The 23,521-nt window shown below is 33.9% G+C and carries 21 protein-coding genes, 2 tRNA genes and 1 pseudogene; 8 read left to right on the top strand and 16 right to left on the bottom strand.

The genetic code is table 11. The features are described from left to right. Window positions 1-83 precede the first annotated feature (83 nt). Complete coding sequence (locus C1X07_RS20410; protein WP_164914212.1) at window positions 84-1,592, top strand: T9SS type B sorting domain-containing protein; 1,509 nt, start codon at window positions 84-86, stop codon at window positions 1,590-1,592. Between the two features lie 79 nt (window positions 1,593-1,671). Here the strand turns inward: C1X07_RS20410 and C1X07_RS20415 are convergent, their stop codons facing one another. Continuing rightward, a complete protein-coding gene (locus tag C1X07_RS20415) occupies window positions 1,672-3,186 on the bottom strand; it encodes an OmpP1/FadL family transporter (RefSeq protein ID WP_103071902.1) in 1,515 nt (504 codons plus the stop codon). A 99-nt stretch (window positions 3,187-3,285) separates the two neighbouring features. Then, a complete protein-coding gene (locus C1X07_RS20420; RefSeq protein WP_103071903.1) occupies window positions 3,286-4,350 on the bottom strand; it encodes a hypothetical protein in 1,065 nt (354 codons plus the stop codon). 99 nt (window positions 4,351-4,449) lie between these two features. Between C1X07_RS20420 and proS the strand changes: the two genes are divergently transcribed. The 4 genes from proS to rpsT all read left to right on the top strand — a co-directional run bounded on the left by proS (window position 4,450) and on the right by rpsT (window position 6,502). Continuing rightward, window positions 4,450-5,928, top strand: coding sequence for a proline--tRNA ligase (gene proS, locus C1X07_RS20425; RefSeq protein ID WP_103071904.1), 1,479 nt, complete (start codon window positions 4,450-4,452; stop codon window positions 5,926-5,928). A gap of 78 nt (window positions 5,929-6,006) precedes the next feature. Continuing rightward, a tRNA-Glu gene (locus tag C1X07_RS20430) sits at window positions 6,007-6,078 on the top strand. A gap of 69 nt (window positions 6,079-6,147) precedes the next feature. Beyond that, window positions 6,148-6,219 (top strand) — tRNA-Glu (locus tag C1X07_RS20435). A gap of 34 nt (window positions 6,220-6,253) precedes the next feature. After that, the gene (rpsT, locus tag C1X07_RS20440) at window positions 6,254-6,502 is read left to right on the top strand and encodes a 30S ribosomal protein S20 (RefSeq protein WP_103071905.1); all 249 of its coding nucleotides are present in this window, start codon (window positions 6,254-6,256) and stop codon (window positions 6,500-6,502) included. Between the two features lie 193 nt (window positions 6,503-6,695). On the opposite strand, the pseudogene C1X07_RS20445 reads toward rpsT, so the two are convergent. The 7 genes and pseudogenes from C1X07_RS20445 to C1X07_RS20475 all read right to left on the bottom strand — a co-directional run. Further along, window positions 6,696-6,875, bottom strand: a pseudogene (locus C1X07_RS20445) (transposase); the annotation flags it as partial. 29 nt (window positions 6,876-6,904) lie between these two features. Further along, window positions 6,905-7,237, bottom strand: coding sequence for a transposase (locus tag C1X07_RS20450; protein WP_103071906.1), 333 nt, complete (start codon window positions 7,235-7,237; stop codon window positions 6,905-6,907). Window positions 7,238-7,258: 21 nt separating this feature from the next. Further along, window positions 7,259-7,441, bottom strand: a complete 183-nt coding sequence (locus C1X07_RS20455) for a hypothetical protein (RefSeq protein WP_103071907.1) — start codon at window positions 7,439-7,441, stop codon at window positions 7,259-7,261. A gap of 99 nt (window positions 7,442-7,540) precedes the next feature. Further along, window positions 7,541-9,250 carry an OmpL47-type beta-barrel domain-containing protein gene (locus tag C1X07_RS20460; RefSeq protein WP_128755343.1) on the bottom strand — a complete coding sequence of 570 codons (1,710 nt, stop codon included), beginning with the start codon at window positions 9,248-9,250 and terminating at the stop codon, window positions 7,541-7,543. Window positions 9,251-9,596: 346 nt separating this feature from the next. Then, complete coding sequence (locus C1X07_RS20465) at window positions 9,597-10,841, bottom strand: glycosyltransferase (protein ID WP_103071909.1); 1,245 nt, start codon at window positions 10,839-10,841, stop codon at window positions 9,597-9,599. 64 nt (window positions 10,842-10,905) lie between these two features. Beyond that, window positions 10,906-11,682 (bottom strand): zinc ribbon domain-containing protein, encoded by a 777-nt coding sequence (locus tag C1X07_RS20470; RefSeq protein WP_103071910.1) that lies wholly within the window; start codon window positions 11,680-11,682, stop codon window positions 10,906-10,908. A gap of 3 nt (window positions 11,683-11,685) precedes the next feature. Beyond that, entirely contained in the window at window positions 11,686-12,780 is a 1,095-nt protein-coding gene (locus tag C1X07_RS20475; RefSeq protein ID WP_103071911.1) for a Nif3-like dinuclear metal center hexameric protein, read from the bottom strand. Window positions 12,781-12,894: 114 nt separating this feature from the next. On the opposite strand from C1X07_RS20475, the gene lpxK reads away from it, so the two are divergent. Further along, window positions 12,895-13,908 (top strand): tetraacyldisaccharide 4'-kinase, encoded by a 1,014-nt coding sequence (gene lpxK, locus C1X07_RS20480; protein ID WP_103071912.1) that lies wholly within the window; start codon window positions 12,895-12,897, stop codon window positions 13,906-13,908. Window positions 13,909-13,981: 73 nt separating this feature from the next. Here the strand turns inward: lpxK and C1X07_RS20485 are convergent, their stop codons facing one another. The 3 genes from C1X07_RS20485 to lipA form a co-directional block, all read right to left on the bottom strand. Continuing rightward, the gene (locus tag C1X07_RS20485) at window positions 13,982-16,162 is read right to left on the bottom strand and encodes a response regulator (protein ID WP_103071913.1); all 2,181 of its coding nucleotides are present in this window, start codon (window positions 16,160-16,162) and stop codon (window positions 13,982-13,984) included. Between the two features lie 73 nt (window positions 16,163-16,235). Beyond that, complete coding sequence (gene gap, locus C1X07_RS20490) at window positions 16,236-17,240, bottom strand: type I glyceraldehyde-3-phosphate dehydrogenase (RefSeq protein ID WP_103071914.1); 1,005 nt, start codon at window positions 17,238-17,240, stop codon at window positions 16,236-16,238. A 26-nt stretch (window positions 17,241-17,266) separates the two neighbouring features. Further along, a complete protein-coding gene (lipA, locus tag C1X07_RS20495; RefSeq protein ID WP_103071915.1) occupies window positions 17,267-18,139 on the bottom strand; it encodes a lipoyl synthase in 873 nt (290 codons plus the stop codon). 510 nt (window positions 18,140-18,649) lie between these two features. Between lipA and C1X07_RS20500 the strand changes: the two genes are divergently transcribed. After that, complete coding sequence (locus tag C1X07_RS20500; RefSeq protein ID WP_103071916.1) at window positions 18,650-18,880, top strand: hypothetical protein; 231 nt, start codon at window positions 18,650-18,652, stop codon at window positions 18,878-18,880. Window positions 18,881-18,900: 20 nt separating this feature from the next. On the opposite strand, the gene C1X07_RS20505 is transcribed toward C1X07_RS20500, so the two are convergent. The 4 genes from C1X07_RS20505 to C1X07_RS20520 form a co-directional block, all read right to left on the bottom strand. Beyond that, the gene (locus C1X07_RS20505; RefSeq protein ID WP_206604261.1) at window positions 18,901-19,473 is read right to left on the bottom strand and encodes an RNA polymerase sigma factor; all 573 of its coding nucleotides are present in this window, start codon (window positions 19,471-19,473) and stop codon (window positions 18,901-18,903) included. Window positions 19,474-19,511: 38 nt separating this feature from the next. Beyond that, window positions 19,512-19,718 carry a membrane or secreted protein gene (locus C1X07_RS20510; protein ID WP_103071918.1) on the bottom strand — a complete coding sequence of 69 codons (207 nt, stop codon included), beginning with the start codon at window positions 19,716-19,718 and terminating at the stop codon, window positions 19,512-19,514. A gap of 118 nt (window positions 19,719-19,836) precedes the next feature. After that, window positions 19,837-20,850, bottom strand: coding sequence for a UDP-N-acetylmuramate dehydrogenase (gene murB, locus C1X07_RS20515; RefSeq protein ID WP_103071919.1), 1,014 nt, complete (start codon window positions 20,848-20,850; stop codon window positions 19,837-19,839). After that, on the bottom strand, window positions 20,850-22,040 hold the full coding sequence (locus C1X07_RS20520; protein ID WP_103071920.1) for a pyridoxal phosphate-dependent aminotransferase: 1,191 nt from the start codon (window positions 22,038-22,040) through the stop codon (window positions 20,850-20,852). The genes murB and C1X07_RS20520 overlap by 1 nt, the downstream gene beginning before the upstream one ends. Window positions 22,041-22,144: 104 nt before the next feature. Between C1X07_RS20520 and C1X07_RS20525 the strand changes: the two genes are divergently transcribed. After that, window positions 22,145-23,503: an aspartyl protease family protein gene (locus C1X07_RS20525; RefSeq protein ID WP_164914213.1), complete on the top strand. Its 1,359-nt coding sequence runs from the start codon at window positions 22,145-22,147 to the stop codon at window positions 23,501-23,503. The last annotated feature ends 18 nt before the right edge of the window (window positions 23,504-23,521 follow it).

Below are 23,521 nucleotides of genomic sequence, written 5' to 3' on the forward strand. Positions count from 1 at the left end.
GTTTTCTTAAAGAAGTTCTGTATATTTAAATCCCAAATAAGAACTTTAACACACGAAAAACACAGTTTTAACGTTATATGAAAATGGCAAAAGTAGTACCTCAAGTTTCGTTATTTTTTATCTTTCTATTTTTTAAAACCGCACTTGTCTATACTCAGGACTTTGATGTGGCTTGTAGATTAGCTCAACCTTTTTGTTCTGATGCGTCCTTAGAATTGACTTTTCCTAATGTCATAGGTGATATGGATGGTTTAGGAGAAATAGGTTGTTTAAATACAACTCCTAATCCAGCATGGTATTATATTCGTATTGATGAGCCTGGAGAATTGGTTTTTGATATTCAGCAATGGGTTGATGGTAATGGGAATAGTACTTTGGATAGAGGAGAACAACAACTCGATGTTGATTTTATTGCCTGGGGACCGTTTGCAACTTCTTTTATAAATTGTGATCTTCTTTCACAAGGATGTGATAATAATGGTGATGGAGATAATATACGCCCTGCAGAATGTGTAAATAATGTCGATGATCCAGATTATTATTATAACAATCTAGATAATACCAATATTGTAGATTGTAGTTATGCAAGAACGCCAGATGATGATGTTTTTATAGAAACATTAACGATGCCTAATGCTCAATCAGGAGAGTACTATATTATTTTGATAACAAATTTTGCTAATGAGGCTGGAGTTATACAGCTTCAACAGACTAATTTGGATGAGCCTAATGCTGGAACTACTGATTGTAGTATTTTGGAGCCTGGTGTAGGACCTGATGTTGCTACTTGTGGAGAGTTTCCGATTACTATAGAAGGCAGGTTTCCTGGAAGTCCTCCTGATATACCAAATGCAGTTTCTTTTAGGTGGGCTAGAGCAGATGTGGGAACCACTAATTTTATTGATATTCCTGATCCAGAGGGAATGGTTCCTTTTTTAGAAGTAAATTCTGAAGGAGTATATAGATTGAGTGGCTTTGATGCCTTTGGAGTTGAGGTTCCTGATTCTCCAGATGAATTAGTAGTGTTGGATGTGTCTGATGCCGTGGTTTCAGTAGACTATTCTATTGCCGAAGAATCTTTTGCAGGGAGTTATACAATTACTGCTGAGGTAGTAGCTGCTCCCGAAGTCGAAGCCGCTGGCTTTGATAATTTTGAATACAGACTTGATAGAAATTTGGGTAATGGTTTTGTAGAGTACAGACCTTTTCAGTCTTCTCCTGTGTTTTCTAATGTTCCACCAGGGGATTATTTTGTTAGAGCTAGGTATGCCAATTGCCCTGATAGTGAGGAAAGATCTGATGTCATTATGATTTTGGGGTACCCTAAGTATTTTACACCAAATGGAGATGGTTTTCATGATACCTGGAGTCTTATTAATATTGAAGATCAACCTACAGCACTAATTTATATATTTGATAGACATGGTAAGTTGTTAAAACAATTAAGACCTGGTGGTCCTGGTTGGGATGGTACCTATAACGGTAGAAATATGCCTTCTACAGATTATTGGTTTAGAGTAGAATTTAATGAGCCAAGAGATCCAAATATGAGAAGAAGGGTTTTTGCTGGTAATTTTTCTTTAATTCGTTAATGATTAGATATGGTTGTTTATATACAAGAAAACCAAGGTGTTTAACCTTGGTTTTCTTGTGTTAAATTTAGATTATATTTTAGAAATTCATCCCTAAAGTAAAAGTAAGATTTTCAATATAATTATCTACCAGAGCGGCATTGGTAAAGCCTGAATTTGGATAAAATTGCTCTATTCTTTGTTGTTCTGTGTAGTCATAAGCGACATCAAATTTGAATTTGCCAAAAGTCCAGCCAGTTCCTATAGAAAATCCTGTTTTGTCTCCGAGAATTAACTCATTTTTATAAGGACTTTCTTCAAAACTATATCCACCTCTGATACTCCAGTTGTCATATCTCCACTCTGTTCCTATTCTTATGGTAGATGAGCCTTGTAAGTTTTCATCAATATCCCTGTTGACATTTGAAAAATCAACTCCCTCATCAGAACTAAGCTTTATTGTAGAATAATCTTTGTAAGAATAATCTAAACTTATTAAGCCTTGTTGGCTAAATATTATAGCAATACTTCCAGTAGCTTTTGCAGGAGTGCGTAATCGGTACTCTGGAAAAAGATTGAGTATATTAGGGTCAACAATAGATCTACCATCTGTATCGCTAAATGTTTCTAATCGTTGTGTAGTTTCTTCCTCGATAAGGAACCAAGTAGGAGACTCAAAAGAAGCTCCTAGACGAAGAATTTCTGATACTTTAGCAATACCACCGATTTGAGCCGAAAATCCAGCACCAATTGTAGAAAGTCTATTGGTAAATAGAACTTCGTTTACATTACTCCCGGGATTGTTATTTCCTTCAAAAAACTCTGTAAACTTATCAAAATTAATGAAGTGAGTATTTAAATTCCCTCCTACATAAAAATTTTGATTAATTTGCATTCCTCCATTTATAGTAAGTTTTCCGTTTATTCCGGTATTTCTGATGTAGTATTCCTGATCAAAAACCCCTGGGGCAATATTTGAAGAATATGAAGTGTTATTTGGGTTGTCAGGATCGTTTGCTTCTATAACAAAAGCTTCATGTCCTAAAAATGCTTGTTGTGCACTATATCCTTCATTTTCTCCTAAAAAACTATATAGTTCATCTATGTTTTCTCCTGTTCTTCTGGTAATAAGGTCTAAAGGAAGTCCTTGAGTTTCATTAAGGAAAAAATTACTTATAGAGTTCGAGCTTCTTCCAAAAGCAAAAAGCTTGTTTGCGTTGTCAGTAGTTTGGTCGTAGGTTAGACCAAGCGAGAATTTGTTGATACCTGAAGTGTTAGGGTCAAAATTGTCATAAATAAAAACAACTCCAACCTGATTAAAGTTTAAACTTCTGTAATCTCTATTACTGAATCCATCAAAATAATTTACATCATTATCAATTTGGCGTGAAGAAAGTGTAACTGAACCATGGGAGTTTAAAAAAACAGCAGACCCAGCAGGGTTGATTTGTAATGAGGATAGATCTCCCCCAAGAGCGCCAAAAGCGCCACTCATTCCTCTGTATCTAGCTGTGCCTAGAATTTCTTGTTGTGAATACCTCAATGCATCTGTAATATCTTGAGCGTTCAAAAAAGACACAGATAATACACCTATTAGTAAAAATAGTTTTTTCATTAGTTTTCTTACTTTTTGATTTAAGAATTCCCTTAACACTAAGTGGGTAGACATTCTATGCGATTGTCATTTGTGCGCGTTTGATTTGAGATTAGATTTTTAATTTCTTCCTCGACTTCTACCGCCACTTCGACCTCCACTACTTCGGGATCTACTACTTCCTCCAGATCTGGAATATCCACTACTACGAGAAGAATTGCTTCTTGAGTATCCAGAGCTTCGGGATCTTGATCTATTGCTATTCGAAGGAGAGTAGCTTCTACTTCTGCTTGTAGAAGAGCTGCTTCTGGTACGGGTTGAAGGGTATCTAGAGCTACTTCTGTTTACAGAAGAGCGAGAGCGAGAATTTACATTATTTGATGATCTATTGTAGTAATTGCTTGTAGAACGAGTTCTTCTAGCGGCATCTACTCTTCTATTAGAAGATTGTCTGCTTCTGTTACTGTAGGTTGATGCTCTTCTTGTTCTTGTGTTGTAATTTGTGCCATACGCTCTGCGACTTCTTGTAGAGTATGAGTATCTGGATCCTCTGTTGTAAGCTATATGTCTACTTCTTCCGTAGTATGGGTATCTGTTGTAAAAAGGACGGTTATAGCCTCTAAAGTAACCAGAATAGTAGCCACCATAAAAAGGAGGACAGTAAAAACCACCACCATACCAAAATGGATTATTCCAGCCTATGTTCCAGTTCCAGTAGGGGTTGTAATAACCTCCCCATCCCCATCCGGATCCATACCATCCGCCATATCCAATACCCCAGTAGGGACGACCATACCATCCTGTATTGACTACGTTAACACTAATTTCTGTGGGATTGCTTCCCCAAGAAGGTTGTCCAACTTCGTAGTCTAAGGCAATAGACGTAGTGTCTTCGGCATCATAACCTTCACTAGAATAAGAATCAATATCTGTAAAAACTACATCATCCTCAATCGCATTGTCTATTTGCGCAGACTTTTCGGCAAAATAACTAGCGTAATAGTTAGAATTGTCCGTTGGGTTGTTGGGTTGAGGTTCCTGATTGTTTTGGCTTCTTGCTTCACTATAAATGCCATCTCTATAAGGAGCATATTCATAAGAGCCGCAAGATGTCAACATAAGGATGGTAGCCAAAAGTAAAAATCCAATGGTACCAGTTCTCTGAAAATAATTTTTAAGTCGCATATCTTCTTATTTTATTGTTGAACATTACAAATTTAGTTAGTTTTGCGCTAATTAAATTATATTTAACAAAGCCACAATATTTGTGCCAAATAGCAAATTATGAGCAAGAATTTAACAAAGCGTAGTGAAGATTATTCAAAATGGTATAACGAATTGGTTGTTAAGGCTGATTTAGCTGAGAATTCGGCGGTAAGAGGTTGTATGGTTATTAAGCCCTATGGGTTTGCTATTTGGGAAAAAATGCAGGCAGAATTAGATAAAAAATTTAAAGAAACAGGGCATCAAAATGCATATTTCCCATTGTTTGTCCCTAAAAGCTTGTTTGAAGCAGAAGAGAAAAACGCAGAAGGGTTTGCAAAAGAGTGTGCTGTGGTAACTCATTACAGGTTAAAAACTGATCCAGAAGATGCTTCTAAGTTGATTGTAGACCCTAACGCAAAATTAGAAGAAGAATTAATTGTTAGACCTACTTCTGAAGCAATTATATGGAATACATATAAAGGGTGGATTCAATCCTATAGAGATTTACCGTTGCTAATTAACCAATGGGCAAATGTAGTGCGATGGGAGATGAGGACAAGATTGTTTTTGCGTACTGCAGAGTTTTTGTGGCAAGAAGGGCATACGGCTCATGAGACTAGGGAAGAGGCAATAGCTGAGACTGAACAGATGAATAACGTATATGCAGATTTTGTAGAGCAATTTATGGCAATTCCTGTGATAAAAGGAAGAAAAACAGAAAGCGAGCGTTTTGCTGGGGCTGAAGATACATATTGTATTGAAGCATTGATGCAGGATGGAAAAGCATTACAGGCAGGAACATCGCATTTTTTAGGTCAAAACTTCGCAAAAGCTTTTGATGTGAAATTTACTTCTAAAGAGGGTAAGCAGGATTATGTATGGGCAACATCATGGGGGGTTTCTACTCGCTTGATGGGAGCTCTCATAATGACTCATAGTGATGATAATGGTTTAGTGCTTCCGCCAAATCTAGCGCCTATTCAAGTGGTTATCGTTCCTATATATAAAGGAGAAGAGCAATTAGCGCAAATTTCTGAGGTTGCTAATGAGCTGGTGTCGGATTTAAGAGCAAAAGGAGTTTCTGTTAAGTTTGATAATAGAGATACGCATAGACCAGGGGCAAAGTTTGCTCAATATGAATTGCAAGGAGTTCCGCTTAGAATTGCGATTGGACCAAAAGATTTAGAAAAAGGAACTGTAGAGTTGGCGAGGCGTGATACGCTAACAAAGCAATTTGTTGCCAAAGATGAGGTAGTTAAAACTATTGAGGCTTTGCTTGAGGAGATCCAGGTAAGTTTACATCAAAAAGCTACTCAGTATAGAGATGAGCATATTACCGAGGTGGACTCTTTTGATGAGTTTAAGGAGGTTTTAGAGCGTAAAGGAGGGTTTGTTTCTGCACATTGGGATGGATCTATTGAAACCGAACAAAAGATAAAAGAAATCACTAAAGCTACAATACGATGTATCCCTTTTGATGCAAAAGAAGAAAAAGGAGATTGTGTTTATAGTGGTAAACCCTCTAAAATGAGGGTGTTGTTTGCTAAAGCGTATTAAGTTTTAGAAAAAATTAAAATAACACTTGTGGCATTCAAAAATAGTTGTATTTTTGCATCCGCAATTAGGCAAACAAATGGCCCGTTCGTCTATCGGCTAGGACGCCAGGTTTTCATCCTGGTAAGAGGGGTTCGATTCCCCTACGGGCTACGAGTAATGAAATTAGTTGCAAGTTTAAAGTGAAAGCTATAAATTTGCAATCCTTGAAAAGGGAAAAATGGCCCGTTCGTCTATCGGCTAGGACGCCAGGTTTTCATCCTGGTAAGAGGGGTTCGATTCCCCTACGGGCTACAAATTTTATAGTAAGAAATTTAATAGAAGAGAGATGGCAAATCATAAGTCAGCATTAAAAAGAATTAGAAGTAACGAGACTAAGCGTCTTAGAAATAGATATCAGCATAAAACTACGCGTAATGCTATTAAGAAATTGCGTGAGGCTGATAAGAAAGAAGCAGAGACTTTGTTTCCAAGTGTTGTTTCTATGCTTGATAAGTTAGCTAAGAATAATGTTATTCATAAGAATAAAGCTGCTAATTTGAAATCACAATTAGCAAAGCATGTAGCTGCTCTATAAGTAGTAGGTACTGTTAGAAAGTATTAAGCTTTTCCGTTATGGAAAAGCTTTTTTTTGTTTTAAAAAATGGAATTATATGAAAATTGGGAGATCAAGGGGATCAAGACCAATTGTTGTGTTTATGCAAATATTCTAGTTAATCTAAAGAGAAAGAATTCTACATTTTTGACGGATCAAGATCAAATGTTGTGTTTTACGCAAAAATTCTAGTTAATCTAAAGAGGAAGAATTCTACATTTTTAACTCCTCTGAATTGAGCTCTAAACGCTTTTATTTTTGCATTAAAAGATTCTGCTGAAGCATTAGTACTTCTATTAATAAAATAGTTTAGTATAGATCTGTAGTTGATCGTTATAGTATTGGCTATGGTATTAAAAGCTTTAAAAGATCAAATGTTGTGTTTTACGCAAAAATTCTAGTTAATCTAAAGAGGAAGAATTCTACATTTTTAACTCCTCTGAATTGAGCTCTAAACGCTTTTATTTTTGCATTAAAAGATTCTGCTGAAGCATTAGTACTTCTATTAATAAAATAGTTTAGTATAGATCTGTAGTTGATCGTTATAGTATTGGCTATGGTATTAAAAGCTTTAAATCCAGTTTGCTCTACATCTTTGTACCAGTGAGTCATTTTGGTATAGCCGGTTTGTATAGAAGTAGCAGTATTGGATATGTTTCTTAACCCTTCTGCTAAATCGTATGCTTTTTTAATATCTGGGTATTGCTCAAAGAGAATCTTGGATCTTAGGTATTGATTTTACGTCCAGTTACTGGGTGCTTTATAAAGTAGATACCTACTTCGGGCTAAGAGTTGTTTTCCGGTGTCTCGGTTAGAAAATGTTTCTGGATAGAAATCTTTTTGTTTGGTTTTAGCTTGTTTGATCTGTTCATTCTCTTGATCTATAGCTCCCCAACGATGTTTGATTCTGATATCCTGCAAGGAAAAAACTGTGTTTATGGTGTTGACTGCTGGTTGAAATGTAAAAACAGACTAGCTTTTGTAAAAACTAGTCTGTTTTTTGGATTGTTGAGGTATGTGTTATTCTTCTACAGAGAATTCAATTGTAGTGTAGTCTTCGTTACCTAGATAGTCTATTCCTCTAACTTTTACAGTGTAGTTTTTGCCAGTTATAAAGTTTTTGATGGGGTTGGAGTATAAGGATTCTGGACCGCCATTAATGCTGTAGTATAGTTTGTCTGTTCCTACAGAGTTGTCTGTTCCTGCGAGGTATAATTTACTGTGTTTTGAGTAAATCTGAATCTCTTTGTCTCTTATTTTTTTAAATCCTAATGGCTCACTTCCGAAATGAGTGTGAATTTTTGGAGCTTCGTTGTCTACAACAAAAAAGAAATTTTTACTTGTTTTATTGTTCACATTGTCTGTCGCGGTATAGTTTATTGTATGGAAACCTTTGTTTGTAGATGAGAACGGTGTGTTGTATGTGTTGCTCGTTTTGTTATCGATAGAGTAGGTGATGTTTTTTACTTTAGATTCTGAGTCTTGAGCGGATAATTTTATTTTTGTGGTTGCTCTTATGAACATGGTGTCTCTGGTAAAAAAGTTTGGACCGCTATATCTATGTGAGATAGTTGGGGCAGTATTATCAAAATAATAAGTAGTTTGATCTCTTTTGGCTTTGCCTTTGTTTTTTACTTTATCTGTTCCGTAGGTATATAAAGTTGTGTTGTTTTTTATGCTAATCTCGTTTTTGTAGTTGGTGAATTTATTTCCTCCTAGGGAGTAATAAATTTCTTCCACTCCTGCTTTGTTGTCAGTTGCTGAAAGTACTAGTCTTGTTCTTTCTGAGACATAAGTTGTCTGACCAGAAACGTGGTAATCAGAGTTGATTTTTACGTTTATTTCTGGAGCTGTTTTGTCAAGAAAGAAATGATTTGTTTTTTGTTTTTCTTCGTTTTTCACGTTGTCAATCGAGTGGTAACTGATAGAGTGTTTTCCTTCTTTAAATGATCTTATGTAAAGGGGGTCTCCGTTGTATGTGTTGAGTTTTTTTATGTTGTCATATGTGTAATACGTTTTTTTTACGCCAGATAAGTTGTCTGTGCTTTTGATTGTGTATTTTCCAGATGGACCTAGAATAAGTTCGTTGTTAACGGTGTTTTGAGGACCGGAATAAACAAGATCTGTTGTTGGGGTGCTAGCATCAATAGTGAAGTCTTTGATAATGCTTTTTTCTACATTTCCTACGTTATCTACTGAGTAGGCTTGTATATGGTGTTTTCCTTCTGCTGTGATATGTTCTGGTTTTGTGTATTCTGTGTATTCTTTCTGGTCAAGGGATATGTATTTGTTTTGTATGCCTGACATTTCATCGCTATAAGTCATTTCAATATCTAGTTGAGGACCGTAGAATCTCTCAGAACCATTAGAGTATGTGTTTGTGTTTGTGAAGTTAAGTTTGGATACGGGGGCAATGCCGTCAGCATGTATTTCGAATGTTACTTCTTTTTCGGGAATTGGTTTTACATTATCAAGGTGTTTTATGAAATGAACACCATGACCGTCAAGATACATAGGATTTGCGTATTCAGGTGTTTTTTTGCTGGTGAGTTTGTGAGCGCCTGTTGGCTCAGGTTTTGTTGAGACAAATAAGTATATGGGGAGTTCTACTTGTACATGATATTCGCCTTTTGGGTTAACGTAGCTTTTTTTTTCATGCTCTTTTTGTTCTTGGCTATAGAGGGTAAGGCAGAAAAAAGAGGTTAGGATTATTAGTAGTTTTTTCATCATATGGGGGAATTTTGGGGTTAGTGATATATTATTGTCGTTAAAAATACAATTTATTAGGGTAAAGAGCGCTTTTTTAATTTTTTTAATATTAACATACCTGTTGTTTAATTTGTGTTTTTGATATTTATTGAAAATCACTATAAAGTATAAATGCCATAGTACAAGAAGTTTGTGGTGTTTTTTTTAATATTTTTTAGTTGTTGATAATTTATTAAGAAATGTAAGTCTATTCTTTCTTTATTTTGAAATAATAAATCGAGTGTGAATTTTCGGGTATGCTCATTGCAACTGCATGAGTGAGAAGGGTGAAAAAGTAAAGGGAAACGAAGGAATGTGTTTTTGAAGCTTAATTTTTTGGTTTGTTTTTTTCTTCTATCCAGCGAGACATGTATTCTGTACTACGCAAAGTGTGATACTGTATCATGTTGCCGATAAAATTTTTAGAACGATGCTCGGTTAGGTTCTTTTGTAGTTTTGAGATACGGTTTATAAGCTTGGCGGAGAAACTATTTTTTTGAAACCGTGTGTTTATGATCTCTATTCCATTTTGTTGGGACTGTTTCCATAGATTTTTATTGTGATACAATTCTATGGCAGCTTTTGCAAATGTCGTAGGATTGTCAATTACAAAGCCATTCCAATCTGAGTCTTCTTCAAGCATTCCTTCGGCTCCAATTGTGGTTGTTATACTAGGGGTTCCACAGAGCATGGCTTCTGCTAGTTTGCCTTTGATCCCTGCTCCAAATTGTAATGGGGCTAGGCAAACTCGCGCTTGCGACATTACTTCTTTTGAGTCTTTTGCTCGTCCTTTGATTAGAAAACCTTCTTTTTGATTATGTAATTGAGTGGCTTTTGGAGGAGGGTAAGCTCCATAAATATGTAGTTCGGCTTCAGGGATTTCTTTTTTTATTAATGGCCAGATATTTCTTTTGAGCTGTAAGACACTATTCCAATTAGGTTCGTGTCTAAAATTTCCGATAGTAATAAAGTGATTTCTGTTTTCATACGTAACCCATTTGTTTTTTGTTTCAGTGGTGATATGAGGAAGTAGGAACGGAAGGTAAAATAATAGATCTTTGTTAATGTTGAATGTGTTCTCTAGTAAATCTATTTCAAAATCAGAAATAATTAAGGAAAGATCACACCTGTAAATACTTGCGATTTCTCTCTTTGTAATATCATTGTTTAGGAGGTCTTTGATTTCGAACTCTTTTTGGTTTTTGAAACATTCTTGTCGAGTTCTTCTAAGGGAGTGTAGGTCTTCTGTGTTTAATATTTTTATGGTGTTGGGGCAATGTTGGGTTATTCTCCATCCAAATTGCTCTTCTGTTATGAATCTGTCGAAAACTACGATATTGGGCTGAAGTTTTTTGATAAAATCATCAAAACTAGAGCTGTTTACCTCAATGGTAGCCTTGGAGATTCCTAGGTTGTTCAGGTCGTGTGTATGTTCTGTTTCTGTAGCTGGACTAGCAAAGGTGATTTTCCAGTCTAGAGATCTGAATATATCTATAAATTGCAGCATTCTACTTCCTGCTGCTGTAGAATTAGGTTCTGGCCAAACAAATCCTATGATGAGAATGTGGTTCATTGTTTATGCAATCAAAAAAGCCTCAGTTCTACTGAGGCTATATTTGTATTGAATTACTTTTCTATTATAATTTAGAAAAAAGAGCATTCATTTTTTCTTTTTCTTCTCTTGCGAGTTCTTGATCTACTAAGATTCGACCACTGTGCTCATCTGTAATGATTTTTTTACGAGAAGCAATTTCCATTTGTACTTGTGGTGGAATTGTAAAGAATGATCCTCCTGAAGCTCCTCGTTCAATAGGTACAACAGCTAGACCGTTTTTTACATTATTTCTTATCCTCTTGTATGCGTTGATCAAACGGTCTTCAATTTCTTTTTGGAAATCTTCGGACTTAGATATTAAAGCTAACTCTTCTTTCTCAGTTTCTGCTAAAATGGCGTCAAGCTCACCTTTTTTATGATTAAGGTGTTCGTTACGCTCAGCAAGTTTGCTTTTGGTTTGATCGATGATTTCGTTTTTCTGAATAATCTGAGCCTTATGTTCTTTGATATGCTTTTCGGCTAATTGAATTTCTAATTCTTGAAACTCAATTTCTTTGCTTAAAGAATTATACTCACGATTGTTGCGAACATTTTTCTGTTGCTCTCCGTATTTTTTGATCAAAGCTTTAGCTTCTTCGATTAGATTCTTTTTGTTCTTGGTACCTTCGTCGATGGTATCCAGATCATTGTTTAGCTTTTCTAATCTTTTGTTTAATCCGGCTACTTCATCTTCAAGATCTTCAACCTCTAAAGGTAATTCTCCGCGCACGTTTCTGATCTCATCGACTCTAGAGTCAATTAATTGCAAGTCATATAAAGCTCTTAATTTTTGCTCAACAGTAACTTCTTTCTTTGCCATATTTTATATGTATTGAATAGGATTGGTATTTTTATCCGATAAAATGATTGCAAAATTACTGATTTTTTTTCTAAGATAGCTAACAATTAGGTTTTTTGTGTATTGTTCGCTCTCATAATGTCCAATATCGGCAAGAATCAACTTGTTTTCTGCTTCATAAAATTGATGGTATTTTAAATCTGCCGTAATAAAAATATCTGCTCCGGCACGGTACGCACTAGAAATGGCAAAACTACCACTACCTCCTAAAACAGCCACTTTTTTAATAGGTTTATTTAGTAACGCAGAATGTCTAACACATCCAGTATTAAAAACTTTTTTGAGATGTTTTAGGAAATCAAGCTCTTCCATGCCCTGAGGGAGTTCTCCTATCATCCCCATTCCTATGTTTTCATTTTTATTCTCCAGAGTGGTGATTTCATAGGCTACTTCTTCATAAGTGTGATTTTGAAAAAGGGCTTTAAGTATTTTTCCTTCACAATGTTTAGGATAAGTAACTTGAATTTGAGCTTCCTTTTCTTGGTGGATTTTTCCTATTTCACCAATTGATGGATTTGCGTTTTCAGATGCTCTAAAAGTTCCTATTCCTTCTGAAGAAAAACTACAGTTGTCATAATTCCCTATGGTTCCGGCTCCTGCTTCAAAAAGTTTGCTTCTTAATGTTTCAGCTTCGGCTATGGGTGCAAAAGTGACTAGTTTTTTTATACTTCCTCTTTGCGGAATAAGAATTTTACGATTTATTAGACCTAATTGCTCACACATCATATCATTTACACCATGTAATGCATTATCTAATGCGGTATGAATGGCAAAAATGGCAATATCATTTTTTATAGCCTTCATTATTACTCGTTCTACATAATTGCTTCCATTAAATCTTTTTAAGCCTTTAAAAACGATTGGGTGAAAACTTACAATCAGGTTGCAATCTGATTCGATGGCTTCGTCAATTATGTTTTCTAAAGTGTCTAGAGTAACAAGAATTCCGGTTAGTAATGTTTCTGGGCTACCTACTAGCAAACCAACATTATCAAAATCTTCTGCGTATGTAGTTGGAGCCAAAGTTTCGAGATGTTGTATAACCTCTTTTATTTGCATTATGATGTGTTTTTGAATGAAAATTGAATGTAAAAAAACTTTTGTCAAATATCAAAGTTTCGTTTTATACTTTTGTTGATATTAAATACAATATAGATTAAAAATAATAAGCGAGTGAATTTACTGCGAAAAATACTTTTACCCTTTGTTCCTTTTTACTATTTGATTACATGGGTACGCAACAAATTGTATGATGTGGGGATTAAAAAATCTAAGGAATATGATTTTCCAATTATCGCTGTAGGAAATCTTAGCGTAGGAGGAACGGGTAAATCACCAATGATAGAGTATTTAATAGCAATGCTTCGGGATAAAACTCTGCTGGCGATATTGAGCAGGGGATATAAGAGAGAAACAAAAGGTTTTCAGGTTGTCGATTGTTTGTCCTCAGCCAAACAAGTTGGAGATGAACCATTGCAATTTAAACGAAAATTTGAAAATACTACTGTAGCTGTTGATGCTAATCGTCGTAATGGGATTTCAGAGATAAGATCGTTAATGCCTAGACCTGAAGTCATTTTGTTAGATGACGCTTATCAGCATCGTAAGGTAAAAGCTGGGTTTTATATCTTACTCACTGCATTTTATGAACTTTATAGCGATGATATTGTTTTGCCTACAGGAAACCTTAGAGAACCAAGGTCTGGGGCAAAAAGAGCTGATGTTATTGTGGTCACCAAATGTCCCAATGGTCTATCTCTGGAAGAAAGAGAGAAAATTGCTGATAAACTGGCAATACTACCACATCAGGATTTGTTTTTTACTACTATTGATTATGGAGATGCTATTGTGAATGCTTCTGGGAAAAAGTCAATTAATGATTTATCTAAAATAAATTTCACCTTAGTAACTGGGATTGCTAATCCATCTCCTTTGATTGATTACTATACTTCATTAGGATTGAATTTTGATCATGTGAATTATCCTGATCATCATAATTTTACGGATATCGAATTAAAAGAGCTTAATCAGTTAGATTTTATTGTAACTACTGAAAAAGATTATGTTAGGCTAGTTTCGGATATTTCTGAGGAAAAATTATGGTATCAGCCTATAGAGGTAAAATTTATTGAAAAGACAGATTTATTTGAGAATAAGGTGGTTGATTATGTAAAGTGTATGTCGTAGGTCAAATCATGTTTATGGTGTAAATATGATGAACCATTTTCCAAAAGCTATATGAAGACCATGGTATTAGATACTAGGCTGTAGTTTGTTTCTTAAGAAAAGCTTTATGGAGTTTAGTGAAGAACTCTTCGGTTTTGTACGGTTTTGGTATAATGTCATTAAATCCATTGTTGTAGAATTCATCTAGATTATCGTCTAATGTAACTGCTGTAAGAGCGATAATGGGTATTAGTTTGTTAAATTCTCTAATTTTTTTAGTAGCTTCAATTCCACTAATTCCTGGCATATGAATATCCATAAGGATCAGGTCAAAATCGTTTTCTCTAGTCTTGTGAATTGCGATGTCTCCATTATCGGCAACATCACATATAATTTTATTTTTCTCTAATATTTTTCTGGTAATTAGCTGGTTTATTTTGTTGTCCTCTACGATTAATATGCGTTTATCAATCATTAGATTGTAATCAATTTTTTTGGCTTCTTCGACGTAGTTGGTGCTTTTATCTTCAAAAATTTCGAATTTGAGATTAAATAAAAACTTTGATCCTTTACCAAGTTCACTCTCTAGTTTTATGTCACTATCCATTAGTGATAATAGATTTTTTACAATAGACAGTCCAAGACCTGTTCCTCCAAATTTTCTGTTTATCTGTACCGAACCTTGCGTGAAATTTTCAAATATAGTTAGTTGTTTCTTTTCCGAAATTCCAACTCCATTGTCTTCAATTTCAAAATTGAGAAATACTTTATTGTCAATCTGCTTAGCTGGTTTTACGCGTATCCAGATGTCACCATTTTGAGTAAATTTTATCGAGTTACCGATAAGATTAATTAATATCTGGGAGACTTTTAAAGGATCTCCTTTTAGTTTTTGAGGAATAGATTCGTCAAATTCATAATGAAGCTTGTTGTTTCTGTCTTTAGCAGATTTTCCTAAAGCAATCAATACATCGTTTATTCGTTTCTTTAAATTGAAAGAGGTGTTTTCTAGTTCTACCTTATTGGCTTCTAATTTATTAAGGTCTAGTATGTTGTTGATTAGTGATAAGAGGTATTCTCCAGAAAATTTAAGTGAATTAAGGTGTTCTTTTTGATTTGGAGTGGGGCTTTCTTCAAGAAGTAGATGGGTTAACCCAGTAACAGCATATAATGGCGTTCTTAATTCATGAGTAATAGTAGAGAGGAATTGAACTTTTGCTTCACTCGCTCTTTCTGCGTTTTCTTTTGCTAATATAAGTTCGGTGTTTTTATTTTGTAATAATTCATTGGCTCTAGCTCTTAGGTTATTGTTTTTGTATAAAGAAAGAGTTAAAAGTGATAATATTGTTATTAGGGCAATGCTTAATATAGTTGTTAATCGCCCTAATTTTAAGGATTTTTGTTGTTGAATATTTTCCTCTGTTAGCTCTTCAATTAAAACATTGTTTTCATTCAGGTTTAATTTTGCTCCTGCTTCTTGAGCTATAATTTCTTTATTTGTATTGAATAAGGAATCTTTTATTTTTTCGTGAGCCCTAAGGTAGTTTAGAGAGGTTAGGTATTCCTCCTTTTTCTCATATATTTGGCTATATAGTTCATAGCAATTTGACCTTATTTCTGGATACCCCAGGTCTTTTCCAATTTGCATAGCAAGATCATTTGTTTCTTTTGCATCATCAGATTTGTTAAGAAGTAATTGTGCTCTGGCTTTATTTGAATAAAGTTTAGCTATGGGATAATGTAGGTTAAAAGAATTTATAATCGGGAGACTGGTATTAAAATGTTGTATAGCTAATTCTGGTTGATTTTGCGCAAGAGCTAATAGTCCAAGGTTTAATTTGATTCTTCCTTCCTGATCCTTTACATCATTTTTTTTTGCTAATACAAGAGCTTGATTAAGAGTTTTTGATGCTGTGTCGTATTTTTTGAGCTCTGTAAGGATAGATCCATAGATGTTGTAAGAGCATGCTAGAAGAGTTTCATTTTTGTTTTCTTTCTGTATTGCTATAGCATCAAGAATTTGATCCTCTGCTTTTTTTAAATCTCCTAGCTCTCTATATAATTTAGCAAGTACTAGGTTGGTTTTTCCTATATAGACTTTATCTTGCTGTTGTAATGCAATTTCTTTTGCTTTACCTATATTAGAAAGTGCTAGTTCTAGTCTCGCTTGATCAATAGATCGCGAACCATTTGTTAAATAACTCTCGATAGAGTCTTTTGTTTGATCATTTATTACATGTTCAGTTGTTTGGGAAGAACCAACAAAGCAACACATAAGTATGAATTTCGATATTAAATTTCTGATTTGGGTTGACATTTTTTCCTCTAAAAAATCTCAACTAAGATAGTTATTTCTTACAAATGTTAATAATTAAATCAATTATTCTATTACTATATCCTATTTCATTGTCATACCAACCTATGATTTTAACCATTTTTCCTATGACCGATGTCATTAAAGAATCAAATGTGCAAGAGTTAGGGTTTCCAACAATATCAACAGATACGATAGGGTCTTCTGTATAGGCTAGTATCCCTTTTAAGTCGGTTTCTGAAGCTTTTTTGAATGCATTGTTAATTTCTTCAATTGAGGTTTGTTTTTTTACATTAAAGGTAATATCTGTTAGTGACCCATTAGGGACAGGTACTCTAATTCCACAACCACCAATAACATTGCTTAATTCGGGGAAAATTTTTGTTAATGCTTTTGCAGCCCCCGTTGTTGTTGGAACAATAGATTGACCAGCTGCTCTAGCTCGTCTAAGATCTCTGTGAGGTTGATCATGCAGGCTTTGGTCTGTGGTATAACTATGTACTGTAGTAATATAAGCTTGTTCAATCCCACACAAATCATTCACCACTTTAATCATAGGCGCGGCATTATTTGTAGTACATGATGCATTTGATAAGATCATTTCAGAACCATCAATGATGTGGTCATTGACGCCTATTACAATGGTTTTTATGCTATCCTCGATCGAAGGAGCTGAAAGAATAATCTTTTTTGCTCCGGCTTTTAGGTGTTTTTCTGCATCTAGTCGGGTTTTAAATTTTCCCGTGGATTCTATGACAATATCTACATTGAATTTTTTCCAATTACAGTGCTCTGGGTTTTCTTCGTTCAGTAATGGGATTGATTTGCCTTCTAATACAATGTGATTTTTGTCATGAGATATTTCTAAAGGTAATACACCGTGAATACTATCGTATTTAAGGAGATGGCTTAAAGTCTTAGAATCTGCAAGATCATTTATTGCTACTACTTGTATGTTGGAGTGATTGATTAATGTTCTAAAGAGGTTACGACCAATCCTTCCAAAACCGTTGATGGCAATTCTAATAGGTGTATTCATTAAGTTCTTACTACTTGATTATTGAACTAAGTTAAATGCTTTTGTGCTTTATATGAAGATCGTACCAAAGCACTACTTTCTACATGTCTGAAGCCCATGTCTAGACCAATCTCTTCATATTTTTTAAATTGATCAGGAGTTATGAATTGTTTTACAGGTAAATGCTTTTTACTTGGTTGTAAGTATTGTCCAATGGTTACTATATCCAAATCAACAGCTCTGAGGTCTTTTAGTGTTTGTATCACTTCTTCCTCTTTTTCTCCAAGTCCAAGCATGATTCCACTTTTAGTACGTCTAATTCCGTTTTCTTTAAGATATTTCAGTACTTGCAAACTTTGTTCATATTTAGCCTGAATACGAACCTCTCGGGTCAATCTTTTAACTGTTTCCATATTATGAGAAACAACTTCTGGTTTTACTGCGATGATTCGATCTATGTTTTTTGTTTTTCCTTGAAAATCAGGTATTAAAGTTTCTAGTGTGGTCTCAGGATTCATTCTTCGGATTGCCTGAATGGTCTCTGCCCAAATAATTGATCCTCCATCAGAGAGGTCGTCTCTATCTACAGAGGTGATAACTGCATGTTTTATACCCATTTTTTTTATAGAACGAGCTACCTTTTCTGGTTCTTCCCATTCTACTGTTTCTGGTCTTCCTGTTTTTACTCCGCAAAAACCGCAAGAACGAGTACAGATATTACCTAAAATCATAAAAGTAGCTGTGCCTTCACTCCAGCATTCTCCCATATTTGGACAACTTCCAGAAGTACAAATGGTATGTAGGTTGTATTTATCTACTATTCCTCTAAGTTCTGTGTATTTTTTTCCTGTAGGAAGTTTAACCCGTAACCATTTTGGTTTTCCTTTTGGAGGTGCTACACCAGCAACATCGTTATTCATACAAGCAATATTTTTAGCAAAAATACAAAGAATGCTTAGATTACTATGTAGTTGATTCAAAAGTTATGATTTTGAAATAAATTTATATGAAAAAAATGACGGTTTTGTGGTTTTTGTTTTTGCGAAATTTTTAAGATAACTCTGATTGAGTTCTATAGGATCTTTAATCGTTTTGTTAGAGTTATAGAAAATGTGGTGTCATATTTTAACATTAATTTTTGTAGAATAAAGTTCTGAAATAGGCGAAATCTGCTTCAAAGATGTTGGTTTTTATAGAGGAATTTAGAAACAATAATGAAAATTAACTATTTAATAATCAGGCTTTATTTTGTTAAAATTTAATAAGAAAACCATTTTTTGATCTGTTTTGTTGAATTAATTTCTTTTTTGTTGCTCTGTGTTCTACAGTATAACCTCATGTGTATAAAGTCTTAACATCAGGTTAAAATTAAGTTAACATAAAATTTTTTTTGAATTTGGAAGTTATCATGTTTACTAAAGAGAAAAATCATGCTCGAAGAATTGGTAAGCCCCAAGAAAATACAAAATAACCGAAAGCGTGTAGAAAAATGGTTAGTCAATAACCAGAGGTATATTAATATTACCGCTATAGAAAAAGAAATTTCTGCCCCAAAAGGATTAATACAAAAATTTGTAAAGTACGATAAGAAGATTAATGATAAGTGGATTGATCCATTATATAATGTTATCAAACGATTTACATCTTTTACCTTGCGATAAGTCTTTTTGCTTTTTTTTAATCAACGTTTTGCACTGGTGATTATTTCGGATAACAATTTTCTGGCACGCAATAGTTTTACTTTTACGTTATTAATAGGTTCATTAAGGTGTTCTGCAATTTCTTTGTAGCTTAATTCTTGAAAATACCTTAAGTTGATTACTTGTTGATAATGAGGTTTTAATTGTTTAATATAAAGAAGTAGTCTGTCTAAATTTTGCTCAGTAATTAATTTGTCCTCGGGAGTAGGGTTGTCATCAATGATTTTGTAAACAGATTCATCTACGTTTGATGTTGTTTTTGACTGTATTGAGGCGTTTTTTTTACGTAAAAGATCGATATGGATATTCTTTGAAATTTGAATTAACCATGTCTTAAAGTTGTATTCTTCTTTAAATGTATTTATTTTATCAAATGCTCTAGAAAAACTTTGAATTGTAATGTCTTCAGCCTCATACTCATTTTGGGTTCTTTTCAATTGAAAGTTGTATATCTCATTCCAAAAAGTATCTAGAAGGTAATTAAAAGATATTTGTTTCCCTTCTTTGGCTTTTTTAATATGAGTTTCTAAAAGAGTGAGATTTTCTTTTTTCAATGATTTGTTTTTGAGAACGATTGTGTAATGACAGGAGACTAATCAGTGTGTTTTTCGTCATTACAGTTTGAAAATTGATCTGGAGTTTTGCCACACAGAGAACATGATTCACCTTCTTTATTTAAAAACGGACTTTGGCTAGCGCATGTACCAGCAAATTTACCATCTTTTTTTGCCCATAATTTAATGGCAATACCTCCAAACGCTAAAAGTAATAAACCAATTGTAAGAAATACAAGCTTCATAAGTATATAAAATCAAAATTATGTGCAAAGATACAAAGAATGTAGGTTTAATACTATTATATGTGTCATAGTAATTGATTAGAATAGATTTCCTGCATTTTTATCACCTTTTTACTAACTATATAATATTGACTTCTGTCTCCAGAGTAATATGGAACTTTTCTTTTATCTCTATTTGAATTCTTCGCGATAAATCTAAAATTTCTTTTCCTGATGCATTATTGTAATTAACCAAAACCAAAGCCTGTTTTTCATGAACCCCAGCATCTCCCCAACGTTTTCCTTTAAAATTACATTGTTCTATTAACCAACCCGCAGGGACTTTTAAATGCTCACCATCTATTGTATAAGAAGGGATAGAGGGATGTTGATCTCGAAGTGTGTTAAAATGACTTGTAGTAATAACCGGGTTTTTAAAAAAACTACCACTATTTCCTATTTCTAAGGGATCTGGGAGTTTGCTTTTACGAATTTTTATTACAGCTTCAGAAACATCTTGGATTGTTGGTTTGTGAATTTCTTGATCTAACAAAGCACTTTCAATAGCTCCATAACTTGTATTTAGGATATGGTCTTTTTTTGTTAATCTAAATGTAACTTTTGTAATTATGTATTCCCCTTTTATTTCATTTTTAAAAATAGAGTTGCGATACCCGAACTTACAATCTTTATTTGTGAAAACCTGTTTTTTGCCAGAGCTTATGCTAATAGCTTCGCATTGAACCATGGTGTCCTTTAGTTCAACTCCGTAAGCTCCAATATTTTGAATTGGAGCACTCCCGACATAACCAGGTATTAGTGATAGGTTTTCTAGCCCGCCATAATTGTTTTTGATACAATATTGTACAAAGTTATGCCAGTTTTCTCCTGCTTTTGCAGAGACAAGAACATGATTGTCTGATTCATCTATAACTTCAATCCCTTTTATTGCAATATGTAAAACCAAAGAGTCCAGATCTCGGGTTAATAACATATTACTTCCTCCACTTAAAATAAAAAGAGGGTTTTTGTTGTCTTTAGAAAGTATATTGTTAAGCTCAGATTCTGATGTAATAGTTGCAAATTCTGCAGCTGTTACATCAATTCCAAACGTATTATAGGCTTTTAGAGATTTGTTATATTCAATTTTCATTAATCATTATATTTTTCTAAAGCTATTCTTAATATTTCAATTGCTTTGCTAAGATCTCTTCGATTTAGTACATAAGCAATACGAACCTGATTTTTTCCTTTATCAGGACCGGAGTAAAATCCAGCTGCTGGAGCTAACATTACAGTTTGATTATCCAAATCAAATTTGTCTAGAAGCCATTTTGCAAAATGATCTGCATCTTTAACAGGTAACTCAGCAATACAATAAAAGGCGCCTTTTGGCATAGCTACTTTTACACCCGGAATTTTTTTGAGTCCTTCTACCAAAGTATCTCTTCTGGATTTGTATTTGGCAATAGTTTCTGTGTAGTAGGATTCAGGGGCTTCTAAAGCAGCTTCACTTGCGATTTGAGCAAATGTAGGAGGGCTTAATCGTGCCTGAGCAAATTTCATTGCGGTTTCGATGACACTTTTGTTTTTACTGACCAGGCAGCCAATACGTGCCCCGCACATGCTATATCTTTTAGAAACAGAATCTACTATAATGGCATGATCTTCCATACCTTTTTCTTGTAAAATAGAATAATGTTCTGATTTATCATATACAAATTCTCTATAGACTTCATCCGAGATCAGAAACAGATCGTATTTAATAGCAAGTTGGGATAATTGTTTTATCTCTTCTTTACTATACAAGTAGCCTGTAGGGTTGCCAGGGTTGCAAATAAGTATTGCTTTAGTCTTTTTTGTAATAAGTTTTTCGAATTCTGAGATTGATGGCAAGGCAAAACCTGTTTCGATTTTAGAGATTACAGGAACGACCTTAATTGTTGATTGGGTTGAAAAACTATAATAATTAGCGTAGAAAGGTTCAGGGACAATAATTTCATCTCCGGGGTCTGTAATACTTCCCATTGTAAAAATTAGTGCTTCGCTACCACCAGTAGTTACTAAAATATCATTAGATGAAACAGCAATGTTATGTTTTGCATAGTAGGCTGCCAATTTTGTCCTAAAGCTTTCAAAACCGGCAGAATGACTGTAGGCTAAAACATCTAATTTGTGATTTCGCACGGCCTCCATTGCTTCGATAGGAGTTTTGATATCGGGTTGACCGATATTTAAGTGATAAATATGTTTGCCTTCTTTAGCAGCTTTTTCTGCAAAAGGAACCAATTTTCTAATTGGTGACTCAGGCATAGTTTTGCCTTTATGCGACACTATTGGCATCTGATCTAATTTAAAAAATAAAATAGCGGTAAATTTCTTAAATATTTTAGGAAATAGAGGTATAATTGATGGGATTTTTCAACTATTTTTCTATATTTAGTGTAATGAAGATTTCGCCACTAGATTTTTGCTATCGTATTAAAAGTAAACTTTTACTTCTATTTTTGATTTTTTACTGTAGTCTTTCTGCTCAAAATAACTTCAAATTACCTCTAACACAAAAGAATGATAAGATTAAGTTCAAATTAGCAAATAACCTTATTGTTATTCCTGTTATGGTTAATGGGGTAGAGCTTTCTTTTATTCTTGATACTGGTGTTGGATCGACAATTATATTTGGTGTAGATAACACAAATGCTATCGAACTGAATAATACTTCAAAAATTTACCTTAGAGGGTTAGGGGATGATGAACCGGTAGAAGCTATTAAATCAGTTAATAACCAGTTAAAAATTGGTGATGCTATAAGTGCCGATCATAAAATTTATTTGGTTTTGGACGAGTCGATTAACTTCTCACCTCGAATGGGATTTCCTATTCATGGTATCATCGGTTATGATTTTTTTAAAGATTTTGTTTTAGATATTAGTTATACAAAAAAAACCATAAGAATATATAAACCGGAGTCTTATGTGTATAAGAAATGCAATAAGTGCTATAGAACTACGATAGGTTTTATAAATCAAAAGAAAAGACCATTTGTAAGTGCACGATATAAATCTGATAAGGGAATGACAGATGTTAATCTCTTACTAGATTCTGGTTCTGGTTCTTCTTTATGGTTGTTTGAAAATAAAGAAAAAGGAATTCATGTTGGAAATAATTTCTTTAGAGATTTTTTAGGAAAAGGTTTTAATGGAGATATATATGGAAAGAAAACTAAAATTGAAGAGCTTCATATAGGTAAATTTAAAATGAGAGAAGTAAAAGCTTCGTTTCCTGATTCTATTTATATTCAGGGAGTATCCTTAAAAAATAGACAAGGATCATTAGGAGGTGATATCTTACGAAGATTTGACCTTGTTATAGATTATCCTGGAAGAAAGATATCTTTTAAAAAGAATAGTTTTTTTGATACGCCTTTTCATTATAATATGAGTGGGCTTACTATTCAGCATAGTGGCTTTACTATTGCTGCAAATTTTTCCAGTTTTACCGAAAAGGATAGGTTTTATTTGGGGTTAGAAAAAATAGTTAGCGAAAAAATACTCCAGTTATCAAATGATTTTGTCCTTAAGCCTAAATATGAAATTTCTGATGTTAGACCTGGTTCACCAGCTGATCTTGCTGGTTTGCAAAAAGGAGATGTTATCCTGGCAATCAATGGAAAAAAAGCCTATAAATATAAACTTTCTAGTCTTACCGATTTGTTTTATCTGGAAGAAGGGAAAAGAATAAAAATGAAAATAGAACGATTTGGGATTGAAATAGAGTATCAATTCTATCTTAAAAAAGTTATATAAAAAAAAGAGGCATTACAC

The organism is Aquimarina sediminis (assembly GCF_002895435.1).
In the GTDB taxonomy this organism is placed as follows: domain Bacteria; phylum Bacteroidota; class Bacteroidia; order Flavobacteriales; family Flavobacteriaceae; genus Aquimarina; species Aquimarina sediminis.